Annotated in this window: 24 protein-coding genes; all 24 read left to right on the top strand. The window is 39.5% G+C overall.

The window, feature by feature from the left end; all coding sequences use genetic code 11:
* The first annotated feature begins 5 nt into the window (after window positions 1-5).
* Window positions 6-740 (top strand): 3-oxoacyl-[acyl-carrier-protein] reductase, encoded by a 735-nt coding sequence (gene fabG / locus C0J00_RS01585; protein WP_104967248.1) that lies wholly within the window; start codon window positions 6-8, stop codon window positions 738-740.
* Between the two features lie 78 nt (window positions 741-818).
* Window positions 819-2,051 carry a beta-ketoacyl-ACP synthase II gene (fabF, locus tag C0J00_RS01590; RefSeq protein ID WP_104967249.1) on the top strand — a complete coding sequence of 411 codons (1,233 nt, stop codon included), beginning with the start codon at window positions 819-821 and terminating at the stop codon, window positions 2,049-2,051.
* 2 nt (window positions 2,052-2,053) lie between these two features.
* Window positions 2,054-2,527, top strand: coding sequence for an acetyl-CoA carboxylase biotin carboxyl carrier protein (gene accB / locus C0J00_RS01595; RefSeq protein ID WP_104967250.1), 474 nt, complete (start codon window positions 2,054-2,056; stop codon window positions 2,525-2,527).
* Window positions 2,524-2,946 carry a 3-hydroxyacyl-ACP dehydratase FabZ gene (gene fabZ, locus C0J00_RS01600; RefSeq protein WP_104967251.1) on the top strand — a complete coding sequence of 141 codons (423 nt, stop codon included), beginning with the start codon at window positions 2,524-2,526 and terminating at the stop codon, window positions 2,944-2,946. Before accB ends, fabZ begins: the two co-directional genes overlap by 4 nt.
* A 48-nt stretch (window positions 2,947-2,994) precedes the next feature.
* Window positions 2,995-4,374, top strand: a complete 1,380-nt coding sequence (locus C0J00_RS01605; RefSeq protein ID WP_104967252.1) for an acetyl-CoA carboxylase biotin carboxylase subunit — start codon at window positions 2,995-2,997, stop codon at window positions 4,372-4,374.
* A gap of 11 nt (window positions 4,375-4,385) precedes the next feature.
* The gene (gene accD, locus C0J00_RS01610; RefSeq protein ID WP_104967253.1) at window positions 4,386-5,249 is read left to right on the top strand and encodes an acetyl-CoA carboxylase, carboxyltransferase subunit beta; all 864 of its coding nucleotides are present in this window, start codon (window positions 4,386-4,388) and stop codon (window positions 5,247-5,249) included.
* Entirely contained in the window at window positions 5,246-6,016 is a 771-nt protein-coding gene (locus tag C0J00_RS01615; RefSeq protein WP_104967254.1) for an acetyl-CoA carboxylase carboxyl transferase subunit alpha, read from the top strand. Before accD ends, C0J00_RS01615 begins: the two co-directional genes overlap by 4 nt.
* Before the next feature lie 431 nt (window positions 6,017-6,447).
* Complete coding sequence (locus tag C0J00_RS01620) at window positions 6,448-8,394, top strand: BglG family transcription antiterminator (protein ID WP_104967255.1); 1,947 nt, start codon at window positions 6,448-6,450, stop codon at window positions 8,392-8,394.
* Between the two features lie 19 nt (window positions 8,395-8,413).
* Window positions 8,414-8,887, top strand: a complete 474-nt coding sequence (locus tag C0J00_RS01625) for a PTS sugar transporter subunit IIA (RefSeq protein WP_104967256.1) — start codon at window positions 8,414-8,416, stop codon at window positions 8,885-8,887.
* 14 nt (window positions 8,888-8,901) lie between these two features.
* Complete coding sequence (locus C0J00_RS01630; protein ID WP_104967257.1) at window positions 8,902-9,198, top strand: PTS sugar transporter subunit IIB; 297 nt, start codon at window positions 8,902-8,904, stop codon at window positions 9,196-9,198.
* 41 nt (window positions 9,199-9,239) lie between these two features.
* Window positions 9,240-10,508, top strand: coding sequence for a PTS galactitol transporter subunit IIC (locus C0J00_RS01635; protein ID WP_104967258.1), 1,269 nt, complete (start codon window positions 9,240-9,242; stop codon window positions 10,506-10,508).
* A 48-nt stretch (window positions 10,509-10,556) separates the two neighbouring features.
* Entirely contained in the window at window positions 10,557-11,624 is a 1,068-nt protein-coding gene (locus C0J00_RS01640; protein WP_104967259.1) for a zinc-binding dehydrogenase, read from the top strand.
* A 91-nt stretch (window positions 11,625-11,715) separates the two neighbouring features.
* Entirely contained in the window at window positions 11,716-14,097 is a 2,382-nt protein-coding gene (locus tag C0J00_RS01645; protein WP_104967260.1) for a phosphoketolase family protein, read from the top strand.
* An 83-nt stretch (window positions 14,098-14,180) separates the two neighbouring features.
* On the top strand, window positions 14,181-15,008 hold the full coding sequence (gene rhaD / locus C0J00_RS01650) for a rhamnulose-1-phosphate aldolase (RefSeq protein ID WP_104967261.1): 828 nt from the start codon (window positions 14,181-14,183) through the stop codon (window positions 15,006-15,008).
* A 181-nt stretch (window positions 15,009-15,189) separates the two neighbouring features.
* A complete protein-coding gene (locus tag C0J00_RS01655) occupies window positions 15,190-16,431 on the top strand; it encodes a diaminopimelate decarboxylase (RefSeq protein WP_104967262.1) in 1,242 nt (413 codons plus the stop codon).
* A gap of 51 nt (window positions 16,432-16,482) precedes the next feature.
* The gene (locus C0J00_RS01660) at window positions 16,483-17,196 is read left to right on the top strand and encodes a DUF554 domain-containing protein (protein WP_104967263.1); all 714 of its coding nucleotides are present in this window, start codon (window positions 16,483-16,485) and stop codon (window positions 17,194-17,196) included.
* A 75-nt stretch (window positions 17,197-17,271) separates the two neighbouring features.
* Complete coding sequence (locus tag C0J00_RS01665) at window positions 17,272-17,514, top strand: YneF family protein (RefSeq protein ID WP_104967264.1); 243 nt, start codon at window positions 17,272-17,274, stop codon at window positions 17,512-17,514.
* 53 nt (window positions 17,515-17,567) lie between these two features.
* The gene (gene racE / locus C0J00_RS01670) at window positions 17,568-18,392 is read left to right on the top strand and encodes a glutamate racemase (protein WP_104967265.1); all 825 of its coding nucleotides are present in this window, start codon (window positions 17,568-17,570) and stop codon (window positions 18,390-18,392) included.
* Complete coding sequence (locus C0J00_RS01675) at window positions 18,373-19,344, top strand: nucleoside-triphosphate diphosphatase (protein WP_104967266.1); 972 nt, start codon at window positions 18,373-18,375, stop codon at window positions 19,342-19,344. Before racE ends, C0J00_RS01675 begins: the two co-directional genes overlap by 20 nt.
* A complete protein-coding gene (locus C0J00_RS01680; protein ID WP_104967267.1) occupies window positions 19,326-19,847 on the top strand; it encodes a metallophosphoesterase in 522 nt (173 codons plus the stop codon). The genes C0J00_RS01675 and C0J00_RS01680 overlap by 19 nt, the downstream gene beginning before the upstream one ends.
* Window positions 19,844-20,320: a cyclic-di-AMP-binding protein CbpB gene (gene cbpB / locus C0J00_RS01685; protein WP_104967268.1), complete on the top strand. Its 477-nt coding sequence runs from the start codon at window positions 19,844-19,846 to the stop codon at window positions 20,318-20,320. The genes C0J00_RS01680 and cbpB overlap by 4 nt, the downstream gene beginning before the upstream one ends.
* Window positions 20,310-21,050 carry a site-specific tyrosine recombinase XerD gene (gene xerD, locus C0J00_RS01690; protein WP_104967269.1) on the top strand — a complete coding sequence of 247 codons (741 nt, stop codon included), beginning with the start codon at window positions 20,310-20,312 and terminating at the stop codon, window positions 21,048-21,050. The genes cbpB and xerD overlap by 11 nt, the downstream gene beginning before the upstream one ends.
* Window positions 21,050-21,757, top strand: a complete 708-nt coding sequence (locus C0J00_RS01695; RefSeq protein WP_104967270.1) for a segregation/condensation protein A — start codon at window positions 21,050-21,052, stop codon at window positions 21,755-21,757. The genes xerD and C0J00_RS01695 overlap by 1 nt, the downstream gene beginning before the upstream one ends.
* The gene (gene scpB, locus C0J00_RS01700) at window positions 21,754-22,317 is read left to right on the top strand and encodes an SMC-Scp complex subunit ScpB (RefSeq protein WP_104967271.1); all 564 of its coding nucleotides are present in this window, start codon (window positions 21,754-21,756) and stop codon (window positions 22,315-22,317) included. The genes C0J00_RS01695 and scpB overlap by 4 nt, the downstream gene beginning before the upstream one ends.
* Window positions 22,318-22,320 lie beyond the last annotated feature (3 nt).

Genomic DNA, 22,320 nt, shown 5'->3' on the forward strand with positions numbered 1-22,320 from the left:
AAAAAATGGAAATTAAAGCTAAAAATGTTTTTGTAACAGGTTCTACGCGTGGAATTGGATTGGGGATTGCCCATGAATTTGCTCGTCGTGGTGCTAATGTCATCTTAAATGGGCGTTCTGAAATTTCGGAGGAACTTTTACAAGAATTTGCCGAATACGATGTTAAAGTGATTGGTGTTTCAGGGGATATTTCTCAAGAAGCTGATGCTAAACGTATGGTTGATGAAGCCATTGCTGCCTTAGGTAGTGTTGATATTCTTGTTAATAACGCTGGGATTACCAATGATAAGTTGATGTTAAAAATGACGGAAGCAGATTTTGAGAAGGTCCTAAAAATCAATTTAACCGGTGCATTTAACATGACCCAAGCTGTTTTGAAGCCAATGACTAAAGCGCGTCAAGGAGCTATCATCAATGTATCATCTGTGGTTGGTTTGACTGGTAATGTTGGTCAAGCAAACTATGCAGCTTCTAAGGCTGGCTTGATTGGATTTTCAAAATCAGTGGCTAAAGAAGTGGCTGCGCGTGGGGTTCGTGTCAATGTCATTGCACCTGGTTTTATTGAATCAGATATGACGGATGCTATTCCTGAGAAAATGAAGGATGGTATTCTAGGACAAATCCCAATGAAGCGCATCGGTAAGCCACAAGAAGTTGCTCAAGTTGCTGCCTTTTTAGCAGAACAAGAGTATCTAACAGGTCAAGTACTTGCTATTGATGGCGGTATGACCATGATTTAAGCACTTGTTGCTTGACTTGCTTGTAATAGCATTGAAGAAATGAGTAAACCCGTTTGTAAACGGAGCAAAGGAGAATTTATGTCAACGAATCGTGTCGTGATTACAGGGTACGGTGTTACATCACCTATTGGAAATACACCTCAAGAGTTTTGGAAAAGTTTAGAATCTGGTACAATTGGTATAAAACCAATTACAAAATTTGATACTTCAGAAATTCCTGTGCATAATGCAGGGGAAATCCAAGATTTTCCATTTGATAAATATTTTGTTCGTAAGGACAAGAATCGAATGGATATGTATTCACTTTATGCTATTTATGCGACTTTAGAAGCCTTAGAAAATGCTGGTCTTGATATGGAGACAGTTGATCGTGATCGTGTCGGGGTTATTGTCTCATCCGGTATCGGTGGTCTCCAAGAGATGCAAGAGCAGATTATCCGTATGCATGAGAAGGGGATTAAGCGAATCCAACCAATGTTTATTCCAAAAGCTCTTTCTAATATGGGTGCTGGGAATATTGCTCTTCGTATCGGAGCTAATGGTGTTTGTAAGTCAATTACGACGGCTTGTGCTTCTGCCAATGATGCTATTGGAGAAGCTTTCCGTGAGATTAAGTTTGGTTTCCAAGATGTTGTTTTAGCGGGTGGATCTGAAAGTACGATTAATGAAATTGGTATTGGTGGCTTCAATGCTTTGACAGCTCTCTCAACAACAGAAGATCCTAAGCGTTCTGCTATTCCATTTGATAAGGACCGTAATGGTTTTGTCATGGGAGAGGGTGCAGGTGTGTTAGTTGTAGAGAGCTTGGAGCATGCTCAAAAACGTGGCGCGACTATCTTGGCTGAGGTTGTTGGTTACGGTAATACTTGTGATGCTTATCATCAAACGAGCCCATCTCCAGATGGCTCAGGTGCTGCTAAGGCCATGAAATTAGCTATCTCAGAAGCTGGTATCGAGCCAAGTGATGTTGATTACGTTAATGCTCATGGAACGTCAACTCCTGCTAATGAAAAAGGTGAAAGTCAGGCTATTGTTGCGGTTTTGGGTAAAGATGTTCCGGTGTCTTCAACCAAGTCATTTACAGGGCATTTACTAGGAGCAGCTGGTGCTGTTGAAGCTATTGCGACTATTGAAAGTATGCGTCATGGTTTTATTCATATGACAGCAGGAACTCAAGAATTATCAGAAGATATAGAAGCTAATGTTGTGATAGGACAAGGGCTTGAGGCAGATGTTCGCTATGCCATTTCCAATACTTTTGGATTTGGTGGGCATAATGCCGTTCTTGCCTTCAAACGTTGGGAGGAATAAAGGTGAATCTTTCAGAAATTAAGGATTTGATGAGTCAATTTGATGAATCGAGTCTTCGTGAATTTTCGTTTAAACAAGATGGTAATGAATTGCGTTTTAGTAAGAATGAGCGTCAAGAATTGCCAGTATCAGCGCCAGCTAGCTCTATTTCAGAGTCAGTCCAATCTGCAGTAGTAGGTGCTGTCGCAGAATCAGTAACTATTGTGGAGGAAGCTGTGACACAGTCTACCCCAACTGCAGAAGGGGATCTTGTGGAAAGTCCTTTGGTTGGTGTGGCTTATTTGGCACCAGCGCCTGACAAAGCCAAGTTTGTGTCGGTTGGGGACTCGGTTAAGAAAGGTCAGACCTTGATGATCATTGAGGCCATGAAAGTGATGAATGAAGTGCCTGCGCCATGCGATGGTGTGGTGACAGACATCTTGGTTGCTGATGAAGATGTGATTGAGTATGGACAAGGATTGGTGCGTATTAAATGATTGATATCAAGGCTATTCGCGAAGCACTTCCCCATCGCTATCCTATGCTTTTAGTTGATCGCGTGTTGGAGTCTAGCGATGATGAGATTGTTGCGATCAAAAATGTTACCATTAATGAACCCTTCTTCAATGGGCATTTTCCAGAGTATCCAGTTATGCCAGGTGTTCTGATTATGGAAGCTTTGGCACAGACAGCTGGTGTTTTGGAATTATCCAAAGAAGAAAACAAGGGGAAATTGGTTTTCTACGCTGGCATGGATAAGGTTAAGTTTAAAAAACAGGTTGTTCCTGGAGATCAGCTGGTAATGACGGCTAAATTTGTTAAGCGCCGTGGGAGTATTGCTGTGGTGGAAGCTAAAGCTGAAGTTGATGGCAAGTTGGCTGCTAGTGGCACACTGACATTTGCCATTGGGAATTAGAACTTTTGGCAGGTCTATTGCCTAGGCTTGTGGTAAAGGAGAAATCAAATGTTTAAAAAGCTACTGATTGCGAATCGTGGTGAGATCGCAGTGCGGATTATTCGTGCGGCGCGTGAATTAGGTATTGCTACGGTTGCTGTATACTCGGAAGCTGATAAGGATGCCCTTCATACTATTTTGGCTGATGAGGCTATCTGTATTGGACCGGCACGTTCGACAGACTCGTATTTGAATATGAGTTCGGTCCTGTCTGCTGCCATTGTTACTGGAGCTGAAGCCATTCATCCAGGCTTTGGCTTTTTAAGTGAGAATTCAAAGTTTGCTACTATGTGTGAGGAGATGAATATTAGTTTCATCGGTCCTTCTGCACAGGTCATGGATAAGATGGGAGATAAAATCAATGCTCGTCGTGAGATGATTGCGGCAGGTGTTCCTGTTATTCCTGGATCTGATGGGGAAGTCCACACTGCTGACCAAGCGCTTGAGATTGCTAGTCACATTGGTTATCCAGTTATGCTAAAAGCTTCTGCCGGTGGTGGTGGTAAAGGCATTCGTAAGGTTGAGCAGGAAGAAGATCTGGCGGCGGCTTTTGAATCAGCTTCACAAGAAGCATTGGCTGCTTTTGGTAATGGTGCTATGTATATTGAAAAAGTTGTCTATCCGGCTCGCCATATTGAAGTCCAGATTTTGGGGGACAGTTTTGGTCATATCGTTCACCTAGGAGAGCGTGATTGTTCTTTACAACGCAATAACCAAAAAGTTTTGGAAGAAAGCCCTTCTGTAGCGATTGGGAAAACACTTCGTCAAGAGTTGGGAAGTGCTGCTGTCCGTGCCGCTGAGGCTGTTTCTTATGTTAATGCTGGGACAATTGAATTTCTTTTAGATGAGCAGTCTGGTAATTTCTATTTTATGGAGATGAATACGCGTGTTCAAGTAGAACATCCTGTGACTGAATTTGTAACAGGGGTTGATATTGTCAAGGAGCAGATTAAAATTGCCGCTGGGCTAGAATTGTCAGTTAAGCAAGAAGATATTGTGATTTCTGGTCACGCTATTGAATGTCGCATTAATGCTGAAAATCCTAAATTTAACTTTGCGCCAAGTCCTGGGAAGATTACTGAGCTTCATATGCCTGCTGGTGGTGTTGGTCTGCGCGTAGATTCGGCTGTTTATAATGGTTATACCATTCCGCCGTATTATGACAGTATGATTGCAAAAATCATTGTGCATGGGGAAAATCGTTTCGATGCTCTGATGAAGATGCAACGTGCTTTGTACGAATTTGAAGTGGAAGGTTTGGTGACTAATGCCGACTTCCAGTTGGACTTGATCTCAGATAAACATGTTATTGCTGGTGATTATGACACGTCGTTTTTGATGGAGCAATTTTTACCAGAGTATCAGAAAGTAGAGGCCTTGACTGACTAGAAAGGTGATGTATGGGCTTATTTGATAAGAAGGATAAGTATTTTAGAATTAATCCTAATCGTTCGTTTAAGGGAGAGAGTACACCTAAACCAGAGGTTCCTGATGAGTTGTTTGCTAAGTGTCCTGCTTGCAAACATTTGATCTATCAGAAGGATTTAGGTTTAGCTAAAATTTGTCCGACCTGTTCCTATAACTTTAGAATTTCGGCTTTAGAACGTTTAGCTATTACGGCTGATGAGGGTACTTTCGAGGAATTATTTTCTGGGATTGAGACTAGGGATCCATTGCGTTTTCCAAAATACCAAGAAAAATTGGCTCAGGCACGTGAAAAAACTGGCTTAGATGAAGCTGTTTTGACGGGATTGGCTAGCATTGAAGGGCAAAAAACTGCCTTGGCTATTATGGATGCTAACTTTATCATGGCTTCTATGGGAACAGTTGTTGGAGAGAAAATTACGCGTTTGTTTGAATTGGCAACCAAAGAGAAACTACCAGTAGTTATCTTTACAGCTTCAGGCGGTGCTCGCATGCAAGAGGGGATTATGTCACTCATGCAGATGGCTAAGATTTCAGCTGCTGTTAAACGCCATTCTGAAGCAGGTCTCTTTTATCTGACTGTTCTTACAGATCCCACGACGGGTGGTGTTACAGCTAGTTTTGCCATGGAAGGAGATATTATCTTAGCAGAACCTCAGACCTTGGTGGGCTTTGCTGGTCGTCGTGTTATTGAAACAACAGTTAAGCAGGATTTGCCAGAGGATTTTCAAAAAGCAGAATTTCTTCTAGAACATGGTTTTGTGGATAAAATTGTCAAAAGAACCGTTTTACCACAAGTGATTGGGAAACTTTTGGCTTTCCATGGAGGTGTGTCATGAGTGATGTGTCAAGAATTTTAAAAGAAGCACGTGATCAACATCGTATGACTGCTTTGGATTATGCTGAGACTCTTTTTGAAGATTTTATTGAGTTGCATGGGGACCGTCAATTTTCAGATGATGGTGCTGTTATTGCAGGACTTGCCCGTTTGGATGGTCAGCCAGTCACTGTGATTGGTATTCAAAAAGGAAAGAATTTACAAGATAATCTTCATCGTAATTTTGGGCAGCCTCATCCAGAAGGCTATCGTAAGGCCTTACGTTTTATGAAGCAAGCTGAGAAGTTTGGTCGTCCGATTGTTACTTTTATTAATACGGCTGGTGCTTACCCTGGGGTTGGCGCGGAAGAACGAGGACAGGGTGAAGCTATTGCGCGAAACCTACTTGAGATGAGTGACCTTAAGGTGCCTATTATCGCCATTATTATTGGCGAAGGTGGTTCTGGTGGAGCTTTGGCATTAGCAGTTGCGGATCGTGTTTGGATGTTAGAGCATACGATCTATGCTGTTTTGAGTCCAGAAGGCTTTGCTTCGATTTTGTGGAAAGATGGGACCCGTGCTCCAGAAGCAGCAGAATTGATGAAAATTACAGCTGGTGAACTTCTCAATATGGGAGTAGTTGATAAAGTTATCCCGGAACATGGATATTTTTCAAGTGAAATAGCTGATATGCTAAAAGAGAATTTAAGTAAAGAACTAGATTATCTTAAACAATTGCCTCTAGAGCAGTTGTTGGAAGAAAGGTATGAGAGGTTTAGGAAGTATTGATAAGAGAGAAAAATCCTTGAGAAATCAAGGATTTTTTTGTCATTAATATTGAGGAGGAATTTTATCATATCATTATTGCGGTTGTGTCTATTATTGTAGTTAGAGAAAAACCTTTTTAATAATGAGTTGTCAATTGAATTTATGCTAGAAGTTCCAGAATAAATGTGGAAGTTCCACTATGGAAAGGGTAAATTGATTCAATAATAGTATAATCCATTAGATTAATATCGTATAATAGTTTGAGGAAAGTCAATCAACTGCGATATTATAAGGCTATTTTAGCAATATACAGCAATCATTTTTTATTGTGGAAATATCAATAGAAATGTCCTAACAATATCGACACTTCCACATTTATGTGGAAGTGAAAAGGCTTTCATTTTTGTGGACGATAATTTAAAATGGAATTATCATAAAGGAAAGGAAGTTAAATGAATCAAAGGCAAATAAGTATCTTACAAGATTTAGTTTCAGTAGAGGGCTTTTTAACTGCTAAAACGTTAGCAGAGAAATATTCTGTGTCCACAAAGACAGTTTATTCTGATGTAGATACGCTTAAGTTGGCATTGAAAGGAAAGGTTTCTGATATTGAGAAGATCCCTAGACGTGGAATAAAATTACTTGTTACTGAAAGCCAAAAAAAGCAATTAACAGATTTTATTCTCAAGCAATTTAATCCAGAAAGTATTCAAACGACCAATATCTCAAAAGAATTTTTACTTCTTAAAAGTTTATTCTTTGAAGATGGTGTCGTTGACATCATTGATTGGTCTATTAAAAATTATGTCAGTGAAAGTTCTATTAGAAGAGGTCTAGAAAAACTAGAATCTAGTTTCGATGGTTTCGACATTTCTTTAGTAAGAAACCATGGGGTGGCTATTGTCTCAGGACTGGAGAGTGATATTAGAAAATATCTTAGAAATTTTTTCATTAAACATCTCCAGTTATCTGTTGAAAACCTTAAACAAGAAGTATCTTTCAATAGTTTTTTTGAAAAAAATGATATTGAGATTGTTCAAAGAGCTTTGTCATTTTACTCAGATAGTTATAAATTTGTGATAGGGGATCAATATCGGCTTTATTTACTGTTAGATTTGTTAGTCTCTAAGAAAAGGTTCCAATTGGGCAATGTTTTAAAACAAGAGCTCATGAGTGATTTAACCGATAATTTACAGTATTACGAAGTCTATAGTTTTGCAACCGATCTATTTAGGGACATTAGTGGTATTGATTCAGTAGATATTCCAAATAGTGAAGTCATTAATATCGCATACTCATTATTATCTGTAGGATATGAGCGAAGTGATTTGATGGACAGTTCTAAACTAATTGAGGCTGTACAATCTTTTATTGCTAGAGTCGGTAATTTATTAGGTATTGATTTAGGAAATGATCATTATTTAGAGCGAATGCTAACAAGTCATATTCAACCTATGGTATTTCGTCTTATGAATAAGATTGTAATTAATAATGATATAACTGAAGAAATTAAAAAGAAATACAGTGTTCTTTATAATATCGTTTGGTTATCTAGTAAACAGTTGGCAGATAGTTTTGCGATTGAAATGACTGATGGAGAAGTGGCTCTACTAACAGTCCATTTTGAAATTGCTATTGAGAAGTTGGCTAAACCTCTAACAATATATTTGGTTTCACCTCAAGGAATTGCTACGACTGAATTAATTATGAATTCCTTGAATCGTATCATTTCTACATTTGATCGTCTGATAAAAATTGATAGCGCTAAGTTGACGGCAGATAAAATTGCAACTGCTGATTTGGTTATTAGTTCTATTTACATAGATGCATCAAGTCCTAAATTTGTCTTTATCAGTCCAATTTTAACTGATTCTGATTTCCAGCTTATTCAGTCCCGTTATTCAGAACTTCTAAGTGGTGGAAGAAGAATGCTTTCTGTAATTGAAAATAAATCTGTTTATACCAAATCTTTGGTTCAAAAACTTTTAGGAAATTCTGTATCTCTACAGCTTGATTTAAAAGATGTTGATCAATGTATTGACAAACTAGTTGAACTGTCTTCTGAAGCAAATAGATTAAATCCTGAATACTTAAAATCTATATTATCCCGTGAAAAAATGGGAAGTACGAGTTTGTATACAGGAGTTGCTTTACCACATGCAGATCCAGTGGTTGTTGGTGAATCGCAGTTAGTCATGCTAACTCTACAACGTCCGATAAGATGGGGTAGCAATATGGTAAAAGTAGTGATGCTAATCTCCATGACAGAGGAAGATGAATTGTTGTATAAAGATGCTTTGATTAGTATTTACTCCAAAATAGATCAAATGTCCTTTATCAATCAATTGTGGGAATCAAAAACAGAGTCAGAATTCTTGAAACTAATTATTGATAAATAAATTGAAGGGGGAGAAAAGAATGACGGAAGCCGTAACATTACAAGATTATGTCGTTCCAGAATTAATTTTCTTAAATGAATCTTTTAAATCTCAAAACGAGTTCTTTGAAAAAATATATGATAAAGCCTTTTCATTAGGCTATGTTCGAGAAGACTTTTTAGAACGTATTAAGGCTAGAGAAGCAACATTTCCCACAGGCTTACAGTTAGAAGATATGGGTGTCGCAATTCCCCACACAGATGCTGAATGTGTCTTAAAAGAATTTGTGGCAGTGGTAACGACAAGTCCAGTTGGCTTCAAAAGCATGGAGGATATTAATCAAGATGTTTCTGTAGAAATCGCATTTGTGTTAGGGCTAAATGAGCCACATTCACAACTCGAAATGCTACAGTCCTTAATGGGACTCTTACAAAATAAAGAAATCCTATCTGAGCTTAAGCAGGCAAAAACCTCCGAAGAGGTTATTCAATTAGTTAAAACAAATCATTTATAAAAGGAGAAATTATTATGTCTAAAGTTAAAGTATTAGTGGCTTGTGGTGCAGGTATTGCAACATCAACTGTTGTTTTGAAAAAAATTGAGGATTTATTTGCTCGTAACAATATCGATGCTCAAATCACTCAAATTAAAATTGCAGAAGCAGCATCACTTCAAGATTCAAACGATATTCTAATCACTACAACAATGCTTCCAACGGAATATCGTATCCCTGCTATTAAAGCAATGGCCTTCCTAACAGGAATTAACCAGGCTAAAGTAGAACAAGAAATCCTTGATGAAATTGCTAAAATTCAAGGTAACTAATCGATTGTCATAAAATAATATTTTTTCAAAAGGAGAAAAATATGGAATCATTAACTAATATTGTTCAAGGGATTTTGAACATGGGCTCAAGTGTAGTCCTTCCAATCATTATCTTCATCTTAGCGATGGTCTTTCGTGTACCAGTTCGTAAAGCTGTTGTTTCTGGCTTGACAGTTGGGATTGGTATGCTTGGAATTAGTTTGGTTTTGGGACTTTTGTCAGATAACGTCGGACCTGCAGCGCAAGCGATGGTAGAACGTTTTGGTCTTAACCTTACAATTGTAGATGCTGGTTGGCCAGCAGTTTCAGCAGCAACATGGGCGCAACCAATTGCCGCTGTTATGATTCCGGTTATTCTTATTGTTAACTTGATAATGTTAGCGCTTAACTGGACTAAAACGCTTAATATCGATATTTGGAACTACTGGCATATGAGTGCGGCAGCAGCAACAGGTTACATTATCACTGGTAACTTCTTCTGGGGAATTATCTGTGGTGTTATCTACACTGTTATTGTTCAAATTATTGCTGATAAAACAGCTCCTTACGTTCAAGAGTACTATGGACTTGAAGGGGTATCTATTTCAACAGGTTCTGCTCAAGGGTACGCTCTTATCGGTATTCCAGTAGCATGGGCAGTAAGTAAAATTCCTGGCATCGGTGATCTTGATGTGGATCCAGAAACAATTCAAAAACGTTTTGGTATCTTCGGTGAACCAATGATTATGGGTATCATCATCGGTGGTGCGATGGCTATTCTTGGTGGCTACGACGTTACTAAAGTTCTTCAAACTGCGATGGCTATGGGTGCTGTTATGTTCATCCTTCCTCGTATGGTTAAAATCTTAATGGAAGGGTTGATTCCTATCCAAGAAGCTGCACAATCTATGCTTCAAAAACGTTACGGTGACCGTGAAATCTTCCTTGGAATGGATGCTGCTCTTGCAACAGGTTCACCAGCTGCTCTTTCAACAGGGCTTCTCATGGTTCCAATTACACTTTTGATTGCTGTCTTGCTACCAGGAAACCGTGTCCTTCCATTTGCTGACTTGGCGACAATTCCATTCTTTGCAGCTTTGGTTGTGCCAACACGTAAAGGTAACATTTTACATTCAGTAATTTCACTTACAGTTGTTATCACATTTGCTCTATGGATGGCTACAAACTATGCACCTGTATTGACCCAAATGGCAGAAGGTGTTGTTGACTTCCCTAAAGGAGCATCACAAATTTCTAACTTCGATACTGGTGGTAACATTCTTAACTGGATCTTTGTACCACTTTCAAACTTGGTTAAAGGTATCTTATAATCAATCATTTAATTGTCAAGACTTTATATAATTGGGGGAAAATAAAAAATGAGTATTCCAGAAAAAATGATGGGCGTTTTTAAAACAGCACCAGGATATGATCAAATGGACTTTTATGAACTAGATGTTCCTAAAGCAGAAGGTGATAAGGTACTCATTAAAGTAGCTTTCACAGGAATTTGTGGATCAGATATCCATACCTTTAAGGGTGAGTACATTAACCCTACTGAACCTGTTGTTCTTGGACATGAATTTGCAGGTGTTGTAGTTGCTGTCGGTGATAAGGTTACTAAAGTTAAAGTTGGTGACCGCGTGACTAGCGAAACAACTTATGAGACAAGTACTGATATTTACACTCATGACAAGCTCTATAATCTTGCTATGACCCGTAAGGGAATTGGTTCTCAACAAAATGGATCAATGGCTAATTACGTGTTGACTAGAGAAGAAAGTGTTCATATCTTACCGGATACGCTAAGTTATGAAGGTGCTGCTATGACAGAGCCGTTGGCTTGTTGTGTCCATGCCATGTATCAAAAATCTCAATTGAGTTTGCACGATAAAATCATCATCATGGGACCTGGTCCAATTGGGTTGCTACTCTTGCAAATTGCTAAACATTTAGGTGCCTTTGTTATTATGACAGGTATTACTCAAGATGCTGAGCGTTTGGCATTTGCCAAGGAACTTGGGGCAGATGTAGTTGTAGACACGCTCACTGAGGACTTAGAATCTATTGTCATGGAACATACAAATGGCTACGGGGTTGATAAAGCTTATGATGCCTCAGGCGCAGCTCCTGCAGTCAATCAAGTCTTCCCATTGATGAAAAAACGTGGACGCTTTGTTCAAGTTGGACTCTTTGCAAAACACAAAGTTGAGTTAGACACCAATGCTATTATTCAACGTGAAATAGAATACGTTGGTAGCCGTTCTCAAAACCCATTTGATTGGCCAATTGCAATCCACCTACTCAATACTGGTGCTATCAATATTGAAAAAATGATTACCAAAAAATTCCCATTAGAAGAATGGCGAGAAGCCTTTGAATCTGTAATGGGTGGTAAAGAATATAAAGTCTTGATTGAATCTAATCCAGACGACTTTGACAGGTAAAAAAGACGTAAACTTGTGAGGATATCGCTTGCGAAAAATCACAAGTTTTACTTTCTAAGGATATGTTAAGCAACTCACAAAGGAGACGATAATGACTGATTTCAATTCAAAAGAATATTTAGGAAAAGTAGATGCCTGGTGGCGTGCAGCTAACTATATCTCAGCTGCTCAAATGTATTTGAAAGATAATCCACTCTTAAAACGCGATGTGGTTGAGAATGACTTGAAAGCTCACCCAATCGGACACTGGGGAACTGTTCCAGGACAAAACTTCATCTACGCTCACCTCAACCGTGCCATCAATAAATACGATGCGGATATCTTCTACATCGAAGGTCCTGGTCATGGTGGACAAGTTATGGTGTCCAACTCTTACCTTGATGGTTCATACACAGAGTTGAATCCAAACATCCCACAAACAGAAGAAGGGTTCAAACAACTCTGTAAAATCTTCTCATTCCCAGGCGGTATCGCCTCTCACGCAGCGCCTGAAACACCAGGATCTATCCACGAGGGTGGGGAACTTGGATACGCACTCTCTCACGCAGCGGGTGCAATCCTCGATAATCCTGATACAATCGCTGCGACAGTTATCGGTGATGGTGAAGCTGAAACTGGTCCACTTATGGCGGGTTGGTTGGCAAATACCTTCATCAACCCAGTCAATGATGGTGCTGTACTTCCAATTCTTTACCTCAATGGCGGTAAAATCCACAATCCAACGATTTTAGAACGAAAAACTGACGAAGAATTAGAACTCTTCTTCAAAGGTCTAGGTTGGAATCCAATCTTCGCAGATGTCACAGCTGTTAGTGAGGATTTCGATGTTTCTCACAAACTATTTGCTGAAAAATTAGACCAAGCTATCGAAGAAATCAAAGCAATTCAAACCGAAGCGCGTAAAGGCTCTGCCGAAGAAGCTACTCAACCTACATGGCCAGTGTTAGTTGCTCGTATTCCAAAAGGTTGGACTGGTCCAGAAAGCTGGGAAGGTACTCCAATCGCAGGTGGCTGGCGTGCTCACCAAGTACCAATTCCAGTAGATGCTCATCACATGGAACATGTCGATGCTCTCCTTGACTGGCTCAAAGCCTACCGCCCAGAAGAACTCTTTGATGACCGAGGACGTCTTGTACCTGAAATCGCAGAAATTGCTCCGGCAGGAGATAAGCGTATGGCTATGAATCCAATCACCAACGCTGGTGTGATCAAAGCTATGAACACAGCTGATTGGAAAAAACATGCCTTTGATATTGAGACTCCGGGTGCTATTATGGCACAAGATATGATTGAATTCGGGAAATATTCTGCTGACCTTGTGGAAGCTAACCCAGATAACTTCCGTATCTTCGGTCCTGATGAAACAAAATCAAACCGTCTCCAAGAAGTCTTCAAGAAAACCAATCGTCAATGGATGGGACGTCGCGATGCTTCTTATGATGAATGGATTGCTCCAGCGGGACGTGTTATTGACTCACAATTATCCGAACATCAAGCGGAAGGTCTTCTTGAGGGTTACGTCTTGACAGGTCGTCATGGATTCTTCGCATCATATGAGTCATTCTTACGTGTTGTAGATACCATGATTACTCAACATTTCAAATGGTTGCGTAAATCAAAAACGCATACAACATGGCGTAAAAACTACCCTGCATTGAACTTGATTGCGACATCAACTGTTTTCCAACAAGATCATAATGGTTACACTCACCAAGATCCAGGAATCTTGACACACTTGTCAGAAAAAACACCTGAATTTATCCGCGAATACTTGCCAGCAGATGCTAACTCACTCTTAGCTGTGGCAGATAAAGCCTTTAAAGATGAAGATGTGATCAACTTGATTGTTACTTCAAAACACCCACGTCCTCAATTCTATTCAACTGAAGAAGCAGCTGAATTGGTTGAAAAAGGTTATAAAGTTATTGATTGGGCATCAACGGTTTCAAAGAATGAAGAACCAGATGTGGTCTTTGCAGCAGCTGGTACTGAGCCAAACCTTGAAGTTCTAGCAGGTATTTCAATTCTTCACCAAGCCTTCCCAGAGCTTAAGATTCGCTTTGTCAATGTGGTTGATATTCTTAAACTTCGCCATCCAGATGTTGACCCTCGTGGCTTGTCTGATGAAGAATTTGACAAAGTCTTTACAACTGACAAACCAGTTATCTTTGGCTTCCATGGCTATGAAAATATGATTCGTGATATTTTCTTCGCACGTCACAACCATAATCTTCGCGTTCATGGCTACCGTGAAAATGGTGACATTACAACACCATTTGATATGCGTGTCATGTCAGAACTTGACCGCTTCCATATTGCTCAAGATGCAGCAGATGCCGTTTATGGTGTAGAAGCAAAAGCTTTCAAAGATGAGATGTCTGAAAAAGTTACCTACCATAAAGAGTACATTCGTGAACATGGTGACGATATCCCAGAAGTTCAAGAATGGAAATGGGAAAATATTAACCACTAATTGACATTAGCTTACTCCTTATGAACGTAACCTCTGCTACTTTGCAGAGGTTTTACTATATTAGAAATATAGAGGCTTTTAAAATGAAATATCCAAAATACATTGAAGAATTAATCGAAGTAACAAATGATATGTGGTTACAAGGCTGGGATGAATATAATGGCGGTAATGTTAGTTATCGTTTGACTCCATCGGATATCACCAATTTAGAAAGTGACCTCAAAGATACGGATTATCAACTATATACTGATGAACAAGAAGTTGAAGTTATGCCAATCCCTGATAATATTCAGAATCAGTATTTGTTGATTACAGCAACGTTTAGTCATTTTAGAAAATTAAAACATCAGGTGTCAGTTGATTCAGGTATTATTCGTTTGACGGATAAGGGGTATATCAAAGTTGCAGGATTTAATACAGGAAAGAAACCGACAAGTGAAATTTTCATGCATATTCTTGCCCACTCAGCAAGAATGAAATATGATAAAAATAGTAGGGTAGTTATTCATAATCATGCTAATAATATTGTTTTGTATTCTCTGTTGAATGGTATTACTAGTGAAAGTTTAACACTTGATTTATGGTCTGTCTTAACTGAGTCGATAGTTGTTTTTCCAGATGGAATAGGAGTGCTTCCTTGGGATGTCCCAGGTACAAAAAATCTAGGTAAAAATACAGCTGAGTTATTACAGGATCATCGTTTGGTTGTCTGGTCTCAGCATGGTGTTCTTTCGACAGGGTGTGATTACCAAGATTGTTTTGGATTAATTGAAACAGCTAATAAAGCTGCTGGATTAGCGTTGAAACTGCAACAAATAAGTGGTAAATCTGTCTCAGAAAATAATGTTTTGACGAAGGATAATTTACGTGCAGTTTGCCGAGCTTTGGGAGTAGTTGGGAAATACTTATAGTAATTTATAGAAATCTTATCAAATTATTGCTATGCTATTTTTGATAAGATAATATGATATGACTTGACAAATTAGATTTGTTATTTATGATATTTTATTCCTAAACTCGGGAAAAAAACGTCCACTGGACGTTTTTTTTATGCTATAATAATCCTAATATTTTGAAGATTTGGAGATTCTTATGAAAACACCTTTTATTTCTCGTCAAGAGTTGGATAAAATTACTGAGCAATTCCCAACACCATTCCATCTTTATGATGAGAAGGGGATTCGTGAAAAGGCGCGTGCCTTAAACAAGGCATTTTCATGGAACAAGGGTTTCAAAGAATACTTCGCCGTTAAGGCAACACCAACGCCTGCTATTTTGAAAATTCTTCAAGAGGAGAATTGTGGTGTGGATTGTGCGACAGGTGTGGAACTTTTGATGAGTCATAAAATGGGATTTAAGGATATCATGTTCTCATCCAACAACACGCCTGCCTCTGAGTACCAATATGCCAAAGAAATCGGAGCGACGATCAATCTAGATGCTTATGAAATGATTGATTTTGTCAAAGAAACTGTCGGTTTACCAGAGACAGTATCGCTTCGCTACAATCCAGGAGGTGTTTTCTCACTTGGAACGGACATTATGGACAACCCTGAAGAATCTAAATTTGGCATGACGCGCGCCCAACTTATTCAAGGGTTTAAGGATTTGAAAGCAGAAGGCGTCAAGACATTTGGGATCCATTCCTTCTTAGCTTCCAATACCGTTACGAATGATTACTATCCAGAACTGGCGCGTCAGCTATTTACCCTAGCCGTGGAAATCCGTGATGAAGCAGGCGTAGAACTCAGCTTTATCAACTTATCTGGTGGGATTGGTGTCAATTATCGCCCTGAGGAAGAAGCCAGCGATATTGCAGTTATTGGTGAAGGTGTCCGTAAGGTTTATGACGAAGTTTTGACACCTGCTGGTCTTGGAGATATTAACATCTTTACAGAACTTGGACGCTTTATGTTGGCACCGCATGGTCTTTTGGTCACAAAAGTCTTACATCGCAAGAAAACCTATCGTGATTACGTTGGCGTAGATGCATCAGCTGCTAATCTCTTACGCCCAGCCATGTATGGCTCATATCACCACATCACCAATATCAGCAATCCTGGTGGACCTGTAGAAGTAGTTGATGTCGTTGGATCACTCTGCGAGAACAATGATAAATTTGCCAAACAACGTGAATTACCACAGGCACGTGTTGGAGATAGCTTAGTTATTCATGATACGGGTGCACACTGCTTCTCTATGGGTTATCAGTACAATGCACGCTTGCGTTCAGCAGAGATTCTCTATCAAGAGGATGGAAGTGCTCGTCTGATTCGTCGCGCAGAGACACCAGAAGATTACTTTGCGACGATTACGGGATTTGATTTTGATTAATAGTATAAAAAGGCTGGATTGCGGTCCAGTTTTTTCTTATAAAGGAGTTTTATGTTTGGTTTAGGAACACTTATTAACACAGGGGCGATTATCGCTGCTGGTATTATCGGTAGCCTTTTTGGGCATCATCTCAAGCAAAGACATCAAGAAACCGTCATGGTTGCTGCTGGGATTAGTGTCATGTTTATTGGTATTTCAGGTACTATGGAGGGCATGCTTAGCCTCTCGGATGGGAAATTAAGCAGCGGTCAGGCTATGTTGCTTGTCTTGTCAATGACTATCGGAGGATTAATCGGAGAATGGTTAGGGATAGAAGATGGCTTTGAGCGTTTGGGTTATTGGCTTCAAGAGAAATCTGGTAATGCCAATGACAACCAGTTTGTTTCGGCTTTTGTGACTGCTTCGTTGACGGTTTGCATTGGTGCCATGGGTATTGTTGGTGCTATTCAAGATGGGATTCTTAGAGATCCTAGCATTTTGATTACAAAGGCTATCTTGGATTTTATTATCATCTTGGTTATGGCCTCTAGTTTAGGTAAAGGTGCTGGTTTTTCAGCTATTCCAGTTTTATGTTTTCAAGGTTTTATCACGCTTTTGGCGCAATTCATCAAACCCATGATGACGGAAGTAGCACTTGCTAACATCAGCTTAGTTGGCTCAGTCTTAATTTTTTGTGTAGGGTTAAACCTTGTTTTTGGACAAAAAGTCAGACTAGCTAATTTGTTACCAGCATTACTTATCGCTGTCTTGATAGCATATATTTAAGTGTTCTGACATTTGTAAAGCGATAACTTTTCTGCTATAATAAGACGGTAAATAAGACTAGGAGAAATCAAAAATATGTCAACAGCATTATGGATTTTAATCGTTGTATTAGCAGCAATCGCAGGTGTATTTGGTGGTATTTTCATTGCCCGTAAACAAATCGAAAAAGAAATCGGTCAATACCCACGTTTGACACCAGACGCCATCCGCGAGATGATGAGCCAAATGGGTCAAAAACCAAACGAAGCGAAAGTACAACAAACTTACCGTAATATCGTTAAACAATCAAAAGCAGCCGCTGCTAAAAAGAATAAATAAGATTAAGAGGGGTTGGGAGCAGAGTTCTCAACCCTTTTTAGAAAGAAGAGACTATGGATAACCGTCCCATTGGTTTTTTAGATTCAGGTGTTGGAGGCTTGACAGTTGTTAGGGAATTGATGCGACAACTCCCTCACGAAGATATTATCTACATAGGTGACTCAGCTAGAGCACCTTATGGGCCACGACCTGCAGATCAGATTCGAGAGTATACTTGGCAATTGGTGAATTTTCTCTTGACGAAAAACGTCAAAATGATTGTTATTGCATGCAATACAGCGACAGCTGTAGCTTGGGAAGAAATCAAGGCGGCATTGGATATTCCTGTTTTAGGGGTTATCCTGCCAGGATCAAGCGCAGCGATTAAGACAACACAAAGTAAAAAAGTAGGTGTGATAGCGACTCCGATGACTGTGACATCAGATATTTACCAGCAAAAGGTTCAACTTTTGGATCCGCAAATAGAAGTTACTTCTATGGCTTGTCCCAAGTTTGTTCCCTTGGTTGAATCCAATGAAACAGGGTCAAGTATTGCTAAAAAGATTGTCTACGAGACATTAGCACCTTTGGTTGGGCAGGTAGACACTTTAATTTTGGGCTGTACTCACTATCCCTTGCTACGTCCCATTATTCAAAATGTCATGGGACCAGAAGTAAAGCTGATTGACAGCGGTGCGGAGACAGTTCGTGACATTTCAGTTTTACTTAATTATTTTGAAATCAATCGCAATCGAGAAGCAAAACATCAGCAGCATTGTTTCTATACAACAGCTGGTGTTGCTAGCTTTCAAGAAATTGCGGAAAGTTGGTTAGGGCAAAACATCCGTGTGGAGCATGTTAACTTAGAGGAGGCTTTGAATGACACATCAGATTTATGAATATAAAGATGACCAAAACTGGTTTATTGGTAAATGGGCAGACTTTAATTACTTGACTTGCTTTGGGAATGACACTGATTATGAAAAGAGTCAAGATATTTTTCACAGTCTTTTAAAAAGACTAGGTGTTGAGAGTTTACAAGTCCATATCGCTCAGTTATCTTATGACGTTCAATTAATCGCTTTTTTAGTTGATGTGATTAATCAAGAAATGAAGCGCAATCTACACATTAAACGCCATCAAGGTGCTGTCCTTGTTACAGAAGCTGACCAACTCTTGGCTGTCTATCTTCCTGATGGTGGTATTGCAGTGAACTACTTTTTTGGAAGAGGTATGTCAGACTTTGGTGATAAGTTACTCATTGCTACGCATAATGAGGGCAAGGTCAAGGAGTTCCGTAAGATGTTTGCTTCTTTAGGAATCGAATTGGAAAGTCTCAATGACTATCCTGACCTTCCTGAAGTCGAAGAGACCGGCATGACTTTCGAAGAGAATGCCCGTCTAAAAGCTGAGACCATTTCAAAATTGACTGGGCGTATGGTCTTAGCAGACGACTCAGGCTTGAAAGTAGATGCTTTGGGTGGTTTGCCAGGCGTTTGGTCAGCTCGTTTTTCAGCACCAGAACCAACGGATGCGAAAAACAATGCTAAACTCTTGCATGAGTTGGCTATGGTTCTTGAGCAAGAAAATCGTAGTGCACAATTTCATTCGACCTTGGTAGTAGCTGCACCAGATAAGGACAGTCTTGTTGTTGCTGCTGACTGGCCGGGCTATATTGCCTTTGAACTCAAAGGAGAAGATGGCTTTGGTTATGATCCGCTTTTCCTTGTTGGAGAGACTGGTCGAACAGCTGCGCAGCTTAGTCCGGAAGAAAAAAATGCTATTTCTCACCGCGGTTTAGCGATGAAAAAACTGATGGAGGAATTTCCAACATGGCAGAACAAACACTAATTGTCATGAGTGATTCTCATGGAGATAAAACAGTCGTTGAAGAGATAAAAGCTCATTATCAGGGAAAAGTAGATGCTATTTTTCACAATGGCGATTCTGAATTGCCATCTGATGATTCTGTTTGGCAAGGGATACATGTTGTCAAAGGAAACTGCGACTATGATTCTGGCTATGCAGATGATAATGTTGTTAAGTTATCTGGTTTGACAGTAGCTCAGACGCACGGACACCTATACCATATTAACTTCATGTGGGATCGTTTGATTTACTTCGCTCAGCAAGCCCAAGCAGATATTTGTCTTTATGGTCATTTGCATCGTGCCGCAGCTTGGCAGGAAGAAGGCATTGTTTTCATCAATCCAGGTTCTGTTTTGCAGCCACGCGGTGATATCAATGAAAAACTCTATGCCAAGATTGTCGTATCAAGCAGCACTGTTACCGTTGATTTTTTAGATCTCCATCACCAAGTTTACCCAGGGTTATCACAGGAATTTACAAGATGATTGCAAAAGCGTTTGAAGATTTTTTATTAAACTATACGGAGCATTACTTGATTCCATCAAAAGATTTAGCTATTGTGGTTGATACGCATAATATGGACCATGTACTTCTTTTGATGACGAGTAATGGTTATTCGCGTATTCCTGTTATCACAAAAGAGAAACATTATTGTGGAACGGTGTCGATTTCTGACATGATGCACTATCAAGGGGAACACAATTTGGCAGATTGGGAACTCTCGCAAACAGATGTGGCTGTAGCGGTCAATGATAAAGTCGAAACAATTTTATTAGATGCTTCCCTAACTGAAATCATGCATAAACTTGTGGATAATCCCTTCTTGCCAGTTTTAGATAAGGATCAGCATTTTATGGGAATTATCACAAGGAAATCTATCCTAAAGGCTGTTAATGCCCTATTGCATGATTTTACAGAGGATTATGACATCATACCAAAAGAAAAAGATGATAACTAAAGAGACCATTACCGCTTTTTTAGCTGAAAAAAACATCTCAGTTGCCTCTCAACAATCCTATTCTTATGATTTAAGGCAGTTTCTGGACTTAGTAGAAAGTCACATCAATGACACCAGCTTACTTTATTATCAAGAATTTTTGAAATCCTTAAAAGTTAGTGCCCAGAAGCGTAAACAGTCCTCGGTCAATCAATTTTTACTCTATCTCTACGAAGCAGGTCATCTTGATCGCTATCACCGTTTGAAAAAGGTGAAACAGGTTTCGCCAGAATTGAAGCCTTTTCAAGACTGTGATTTGACTTTTTTGACGGCAGAAACGGATTATACGCAAGGTCGCTTAATTGCATCATTGTTAGCTCTGATGGGTGTGACAATGAAAGAAATGGCGGAACTTAAGGGAGATATGATTGACCTTGAGTTTAAGGTTTTAAAGGTTGAAAAAGAAGGACAAGTTCGGATTTTGCAGTTGCCACCATTGATTGTGCAGCAACTTCCGCAAGTATCTGACGAGGGCTATCTCTTTGATAACAAGGGGAAGACTTATTCCCGTCAGTGGTTTTTTTTACAGTTGAAAGCTTATTTAAAGAGTCTTGCCTTGGGCCATCTAACTGCTCAAGACTTGCGGCATCAGTATATTTTAAATCAAATAGCTTTAGGAAAATCAGAGACAGAAATTGCTAAAGAGCTAGGTTTAAAATCAACCCAAACACTTGAGAAATATTTCAAATAATGGATATAAAATTAAAAGATTTTGAAGGTCCTCTTGATTTACTTTTGCACTTGGTGTCAAAGTATGAAGTGGATATTTATGATGTGCCTTTAGTCGAGGTTATCGAGCAATATTTGGCCTATTTAGCAACACTTCAGGCTATGAAGTTGGAAGTGGCTGGTGAGTATATGGTCATGGCTAGCCAGCTCATGCTAATCAAGAGCCGTAAACTGTTACCAAAAATAGTAGAAGAAAGTCCTCTTGAAGAGGATCTTGAAATGGAACTCCTCTCGCAAATCGAAGAGTACAAGCGTTTCAAGGCTATCTCGCAAGAGTTAGATCAACAGCACCAAGAGCGAGCTAAATTATTTTCTAAAGCTAAGACAGAGATTGTGTCTGAAGACGTGACTTTAAAAGAAGATAAGACGACCTTGGATCTCTATCTTGCTTTTTCAAAAATCATGGCTCAAAAGCAAGCAGCATTCAACCAGGAACATACCACTATCGCAGCAGACGATTATCGTATTGAAGATATGATGATTTTTGTTGAAGACCAACTTGAAGTGGGAAAGTCTAAGTCCATGCGACAATTATTTCAAGAAGTTGAGAGTAAGGAGCAGATGATTACGATCTTTTTAGCGATTTTAGAATTAGTTAAAAGGCAAGTCGTGCGTGTTCAGCAAGAGGCTAATTTCTCAGACGTTACCTTAAGAAGGGAGGCAACATGACAACCTTATCACAAATTGAAGCCCTTCTTTTTGTAGCTGGAGAAGAGGGATTATCCATCCGTCAATTAGCAGAACTATTAGAATTGCCGCCATCAGGCTTACAGCAGTCTATGGAAAAATTAGTTGAAAAATATGAAAATGATAAGGATTCTGCCCTAACCATTTTAGAATCAGCTAATACTTATAAATTAGTCACTAAAGAGTATTATGCAGAACTTCTGAAGTCATATGCTCATACTCCTGTTAACCAGAGCTTGTCTCGAGCAAGTCTTGAGACGCTATCTATAATTGCCTACAAGCAGCCCATTACTCGTATTGAGGTTGATGAGATTCGTGGGGTTAATTCAAGTGGGGCTATCGGCAAACTGCAGGCCTTTGGCTTGGTTGCAGAGGTTGGAAAGAAGGAAGTTCTTGGACGCCCAAATCTATATGCGACAACAGATTACTTTTTAGATTACATGGGAATCAATAGTCTCGATGAACTGGTTGACGTCTCAGCCATTGACATCAAAGAAGAAGAGGTGGCATTGTTTGCGGATGTCCCCTCTCTAGAAGAATAAGGA

Source organism: Streptococcus pluranimalium (genome assembly GCF_002953735.1).
GTDB classification, from domain to species: Bacteria; Bacillota; Bacilli; order Lactobacillales; family Streptococcaceae; genus Streptococcus; species Streptococcus pluranimalium.

Coding starts and splice junctions, on each gene's coding strand:
- fabG (WP_104967248.1), top strand. CDS start 6: ATGGAAATTAAAGCTAAAAATGTTTTTGTAACAGGTTCTACGCGTGGA.
- fabF (WP_104967249.1), top strand. CDS start 819: ATGTCAACGAATCGTGTCGTGATTACAGGGTACGGTGTTACATCACCT.
- fabZ (WP_104967251.1), top strand. CDS start 2,524: ATGATTGATATCAAGGCTATTCGCGAAGCACTTCCCCATCGCTATCCT.
- C0J00_RS01605 (WP_104967252.1), top strand. CDS start 2,995: ATGTTTAAAAAGCTACTGATTGCGAATCGTGGTGAGATCGCAGTGCGG.
- accD (WP_104967253.1), top strand. CDS start 4,386: ATGGGCTTATTTGATAAGAAGGATAAGTATTTTAGAATTAATCCTAAT.
- C0J00_RS01615 (WP_104967254.1), top strand. CDS start 5,246: ATGAGTGATGTGTCAAGAATTTTAAAAGAAGCACGTGATCAACATCGT.
- C0J00_RS01620 (WP_104967255.1), top strand. CDS start 6,448: ATGAATCAAAGGCAAATAAGTATCTTACAAGATTTAGTTTCAGTAGAG.
- C0J00_RS01625 (WP_104967256.1), top strand. CDS start 8,414: ATGACGGAAGCCGTAACATTACAAGATTATGTCGTTCCAGAATTAATT.
- C0J00_RS01630 (WP_104967257.1), top strand. CDS start 8,902: ATGTCTAAAGTTAAAGTATTAGTGGCTTGTGGTGCAGGTATTGCAACA.
- C0J00_RS01635 (WP_104967258.1), top strand. CDS start 9,240: ATGGAATCATTAACTAATATTGTTCAAGGGATTTTGAACATGGGCTCA.
- C0J00_RS01640 (WP_104967259.1), top strand. CDS start 10,557: ATGAGTATTCCAGAAAAAATGATGGGCGTTTTTAAAACAGCACCAGGA.
- C0J00_RS01645 (WP_104967260.1), top strand. CDS start 11,716: ATGACTGATTTCAATTCAAAAGAATATTTAGGAAAAGTAGATGCCTGG.
- rhaD (WP_104967261.1), top strand. CDS start 14,181: ATGAAATATCCAAAATACATTGAAGAATTAATCGAAGTAACAAATGAT.
- C0J00_RS01655 (WP_104967262.1), top strand. CDS start 15,190: ATGAAAACACCTTTTATTTCTCGTCAAGAGTTGGATAAAATTACTGAG.
- C0J00_RS01660 (WP_104967263.1), top strand. CDS start 16,483: ATGTTTGGTTTAGGAACACTTATTAACACAGGGGCGATTATCGCTGCT.
- C0J00_RS01665 (WP_104967264.1), top strand. CDS start 17,272: ATGTCAACAGCATTATGGATTTTAATCGTTGTATTAGCAGCAATCGCA.
- racE (WP_104967265.1), top strand. CDS start 17,568: ATGGATAACCGTCCCATTGGTTTTTTAGATTCAGGTGTTGGAGGCTTG.
- C0J00_RS01675 (WP_104967266.1), top strand. CDS start 18,373: ATGACACATCAGATTTATGAATATAAAGATGACCAAAACTGGTTTATT.
- C0J00_RS01680 (WP_104967267.1), top strand. CDS start 19,326: ATGGCAGAACAAACACTAATTGTCATGAGTGATTCTCATGGAGATAAA.
- cbpB (WP_104967268.1), top strand. CDS start 19,844: ATGATTGCAAAAGCGTTTGAAGATTTTTTATTAAACTATACGGAGCAT.
- xerD (WP_104967269.1), top strand. CDS start 20,310: ATGATAACTAAAGAGACCATTACCGCTTTTTTAGCTGAAAAAAACATC.
- C0J00_RS01695 (WP_104967270.1), top strand. CDS start 21,050: ATGGATATAAAATTAAAAGATTTTGAAGGTCCTCTTGATTTACTTTTG.
- scpB (WP_104967271.1), top strand. CDS start 21,754: ATGACAACCTTATCACAAATTGAAGCCCTTCTTTTTGTAGCTGGAGAA.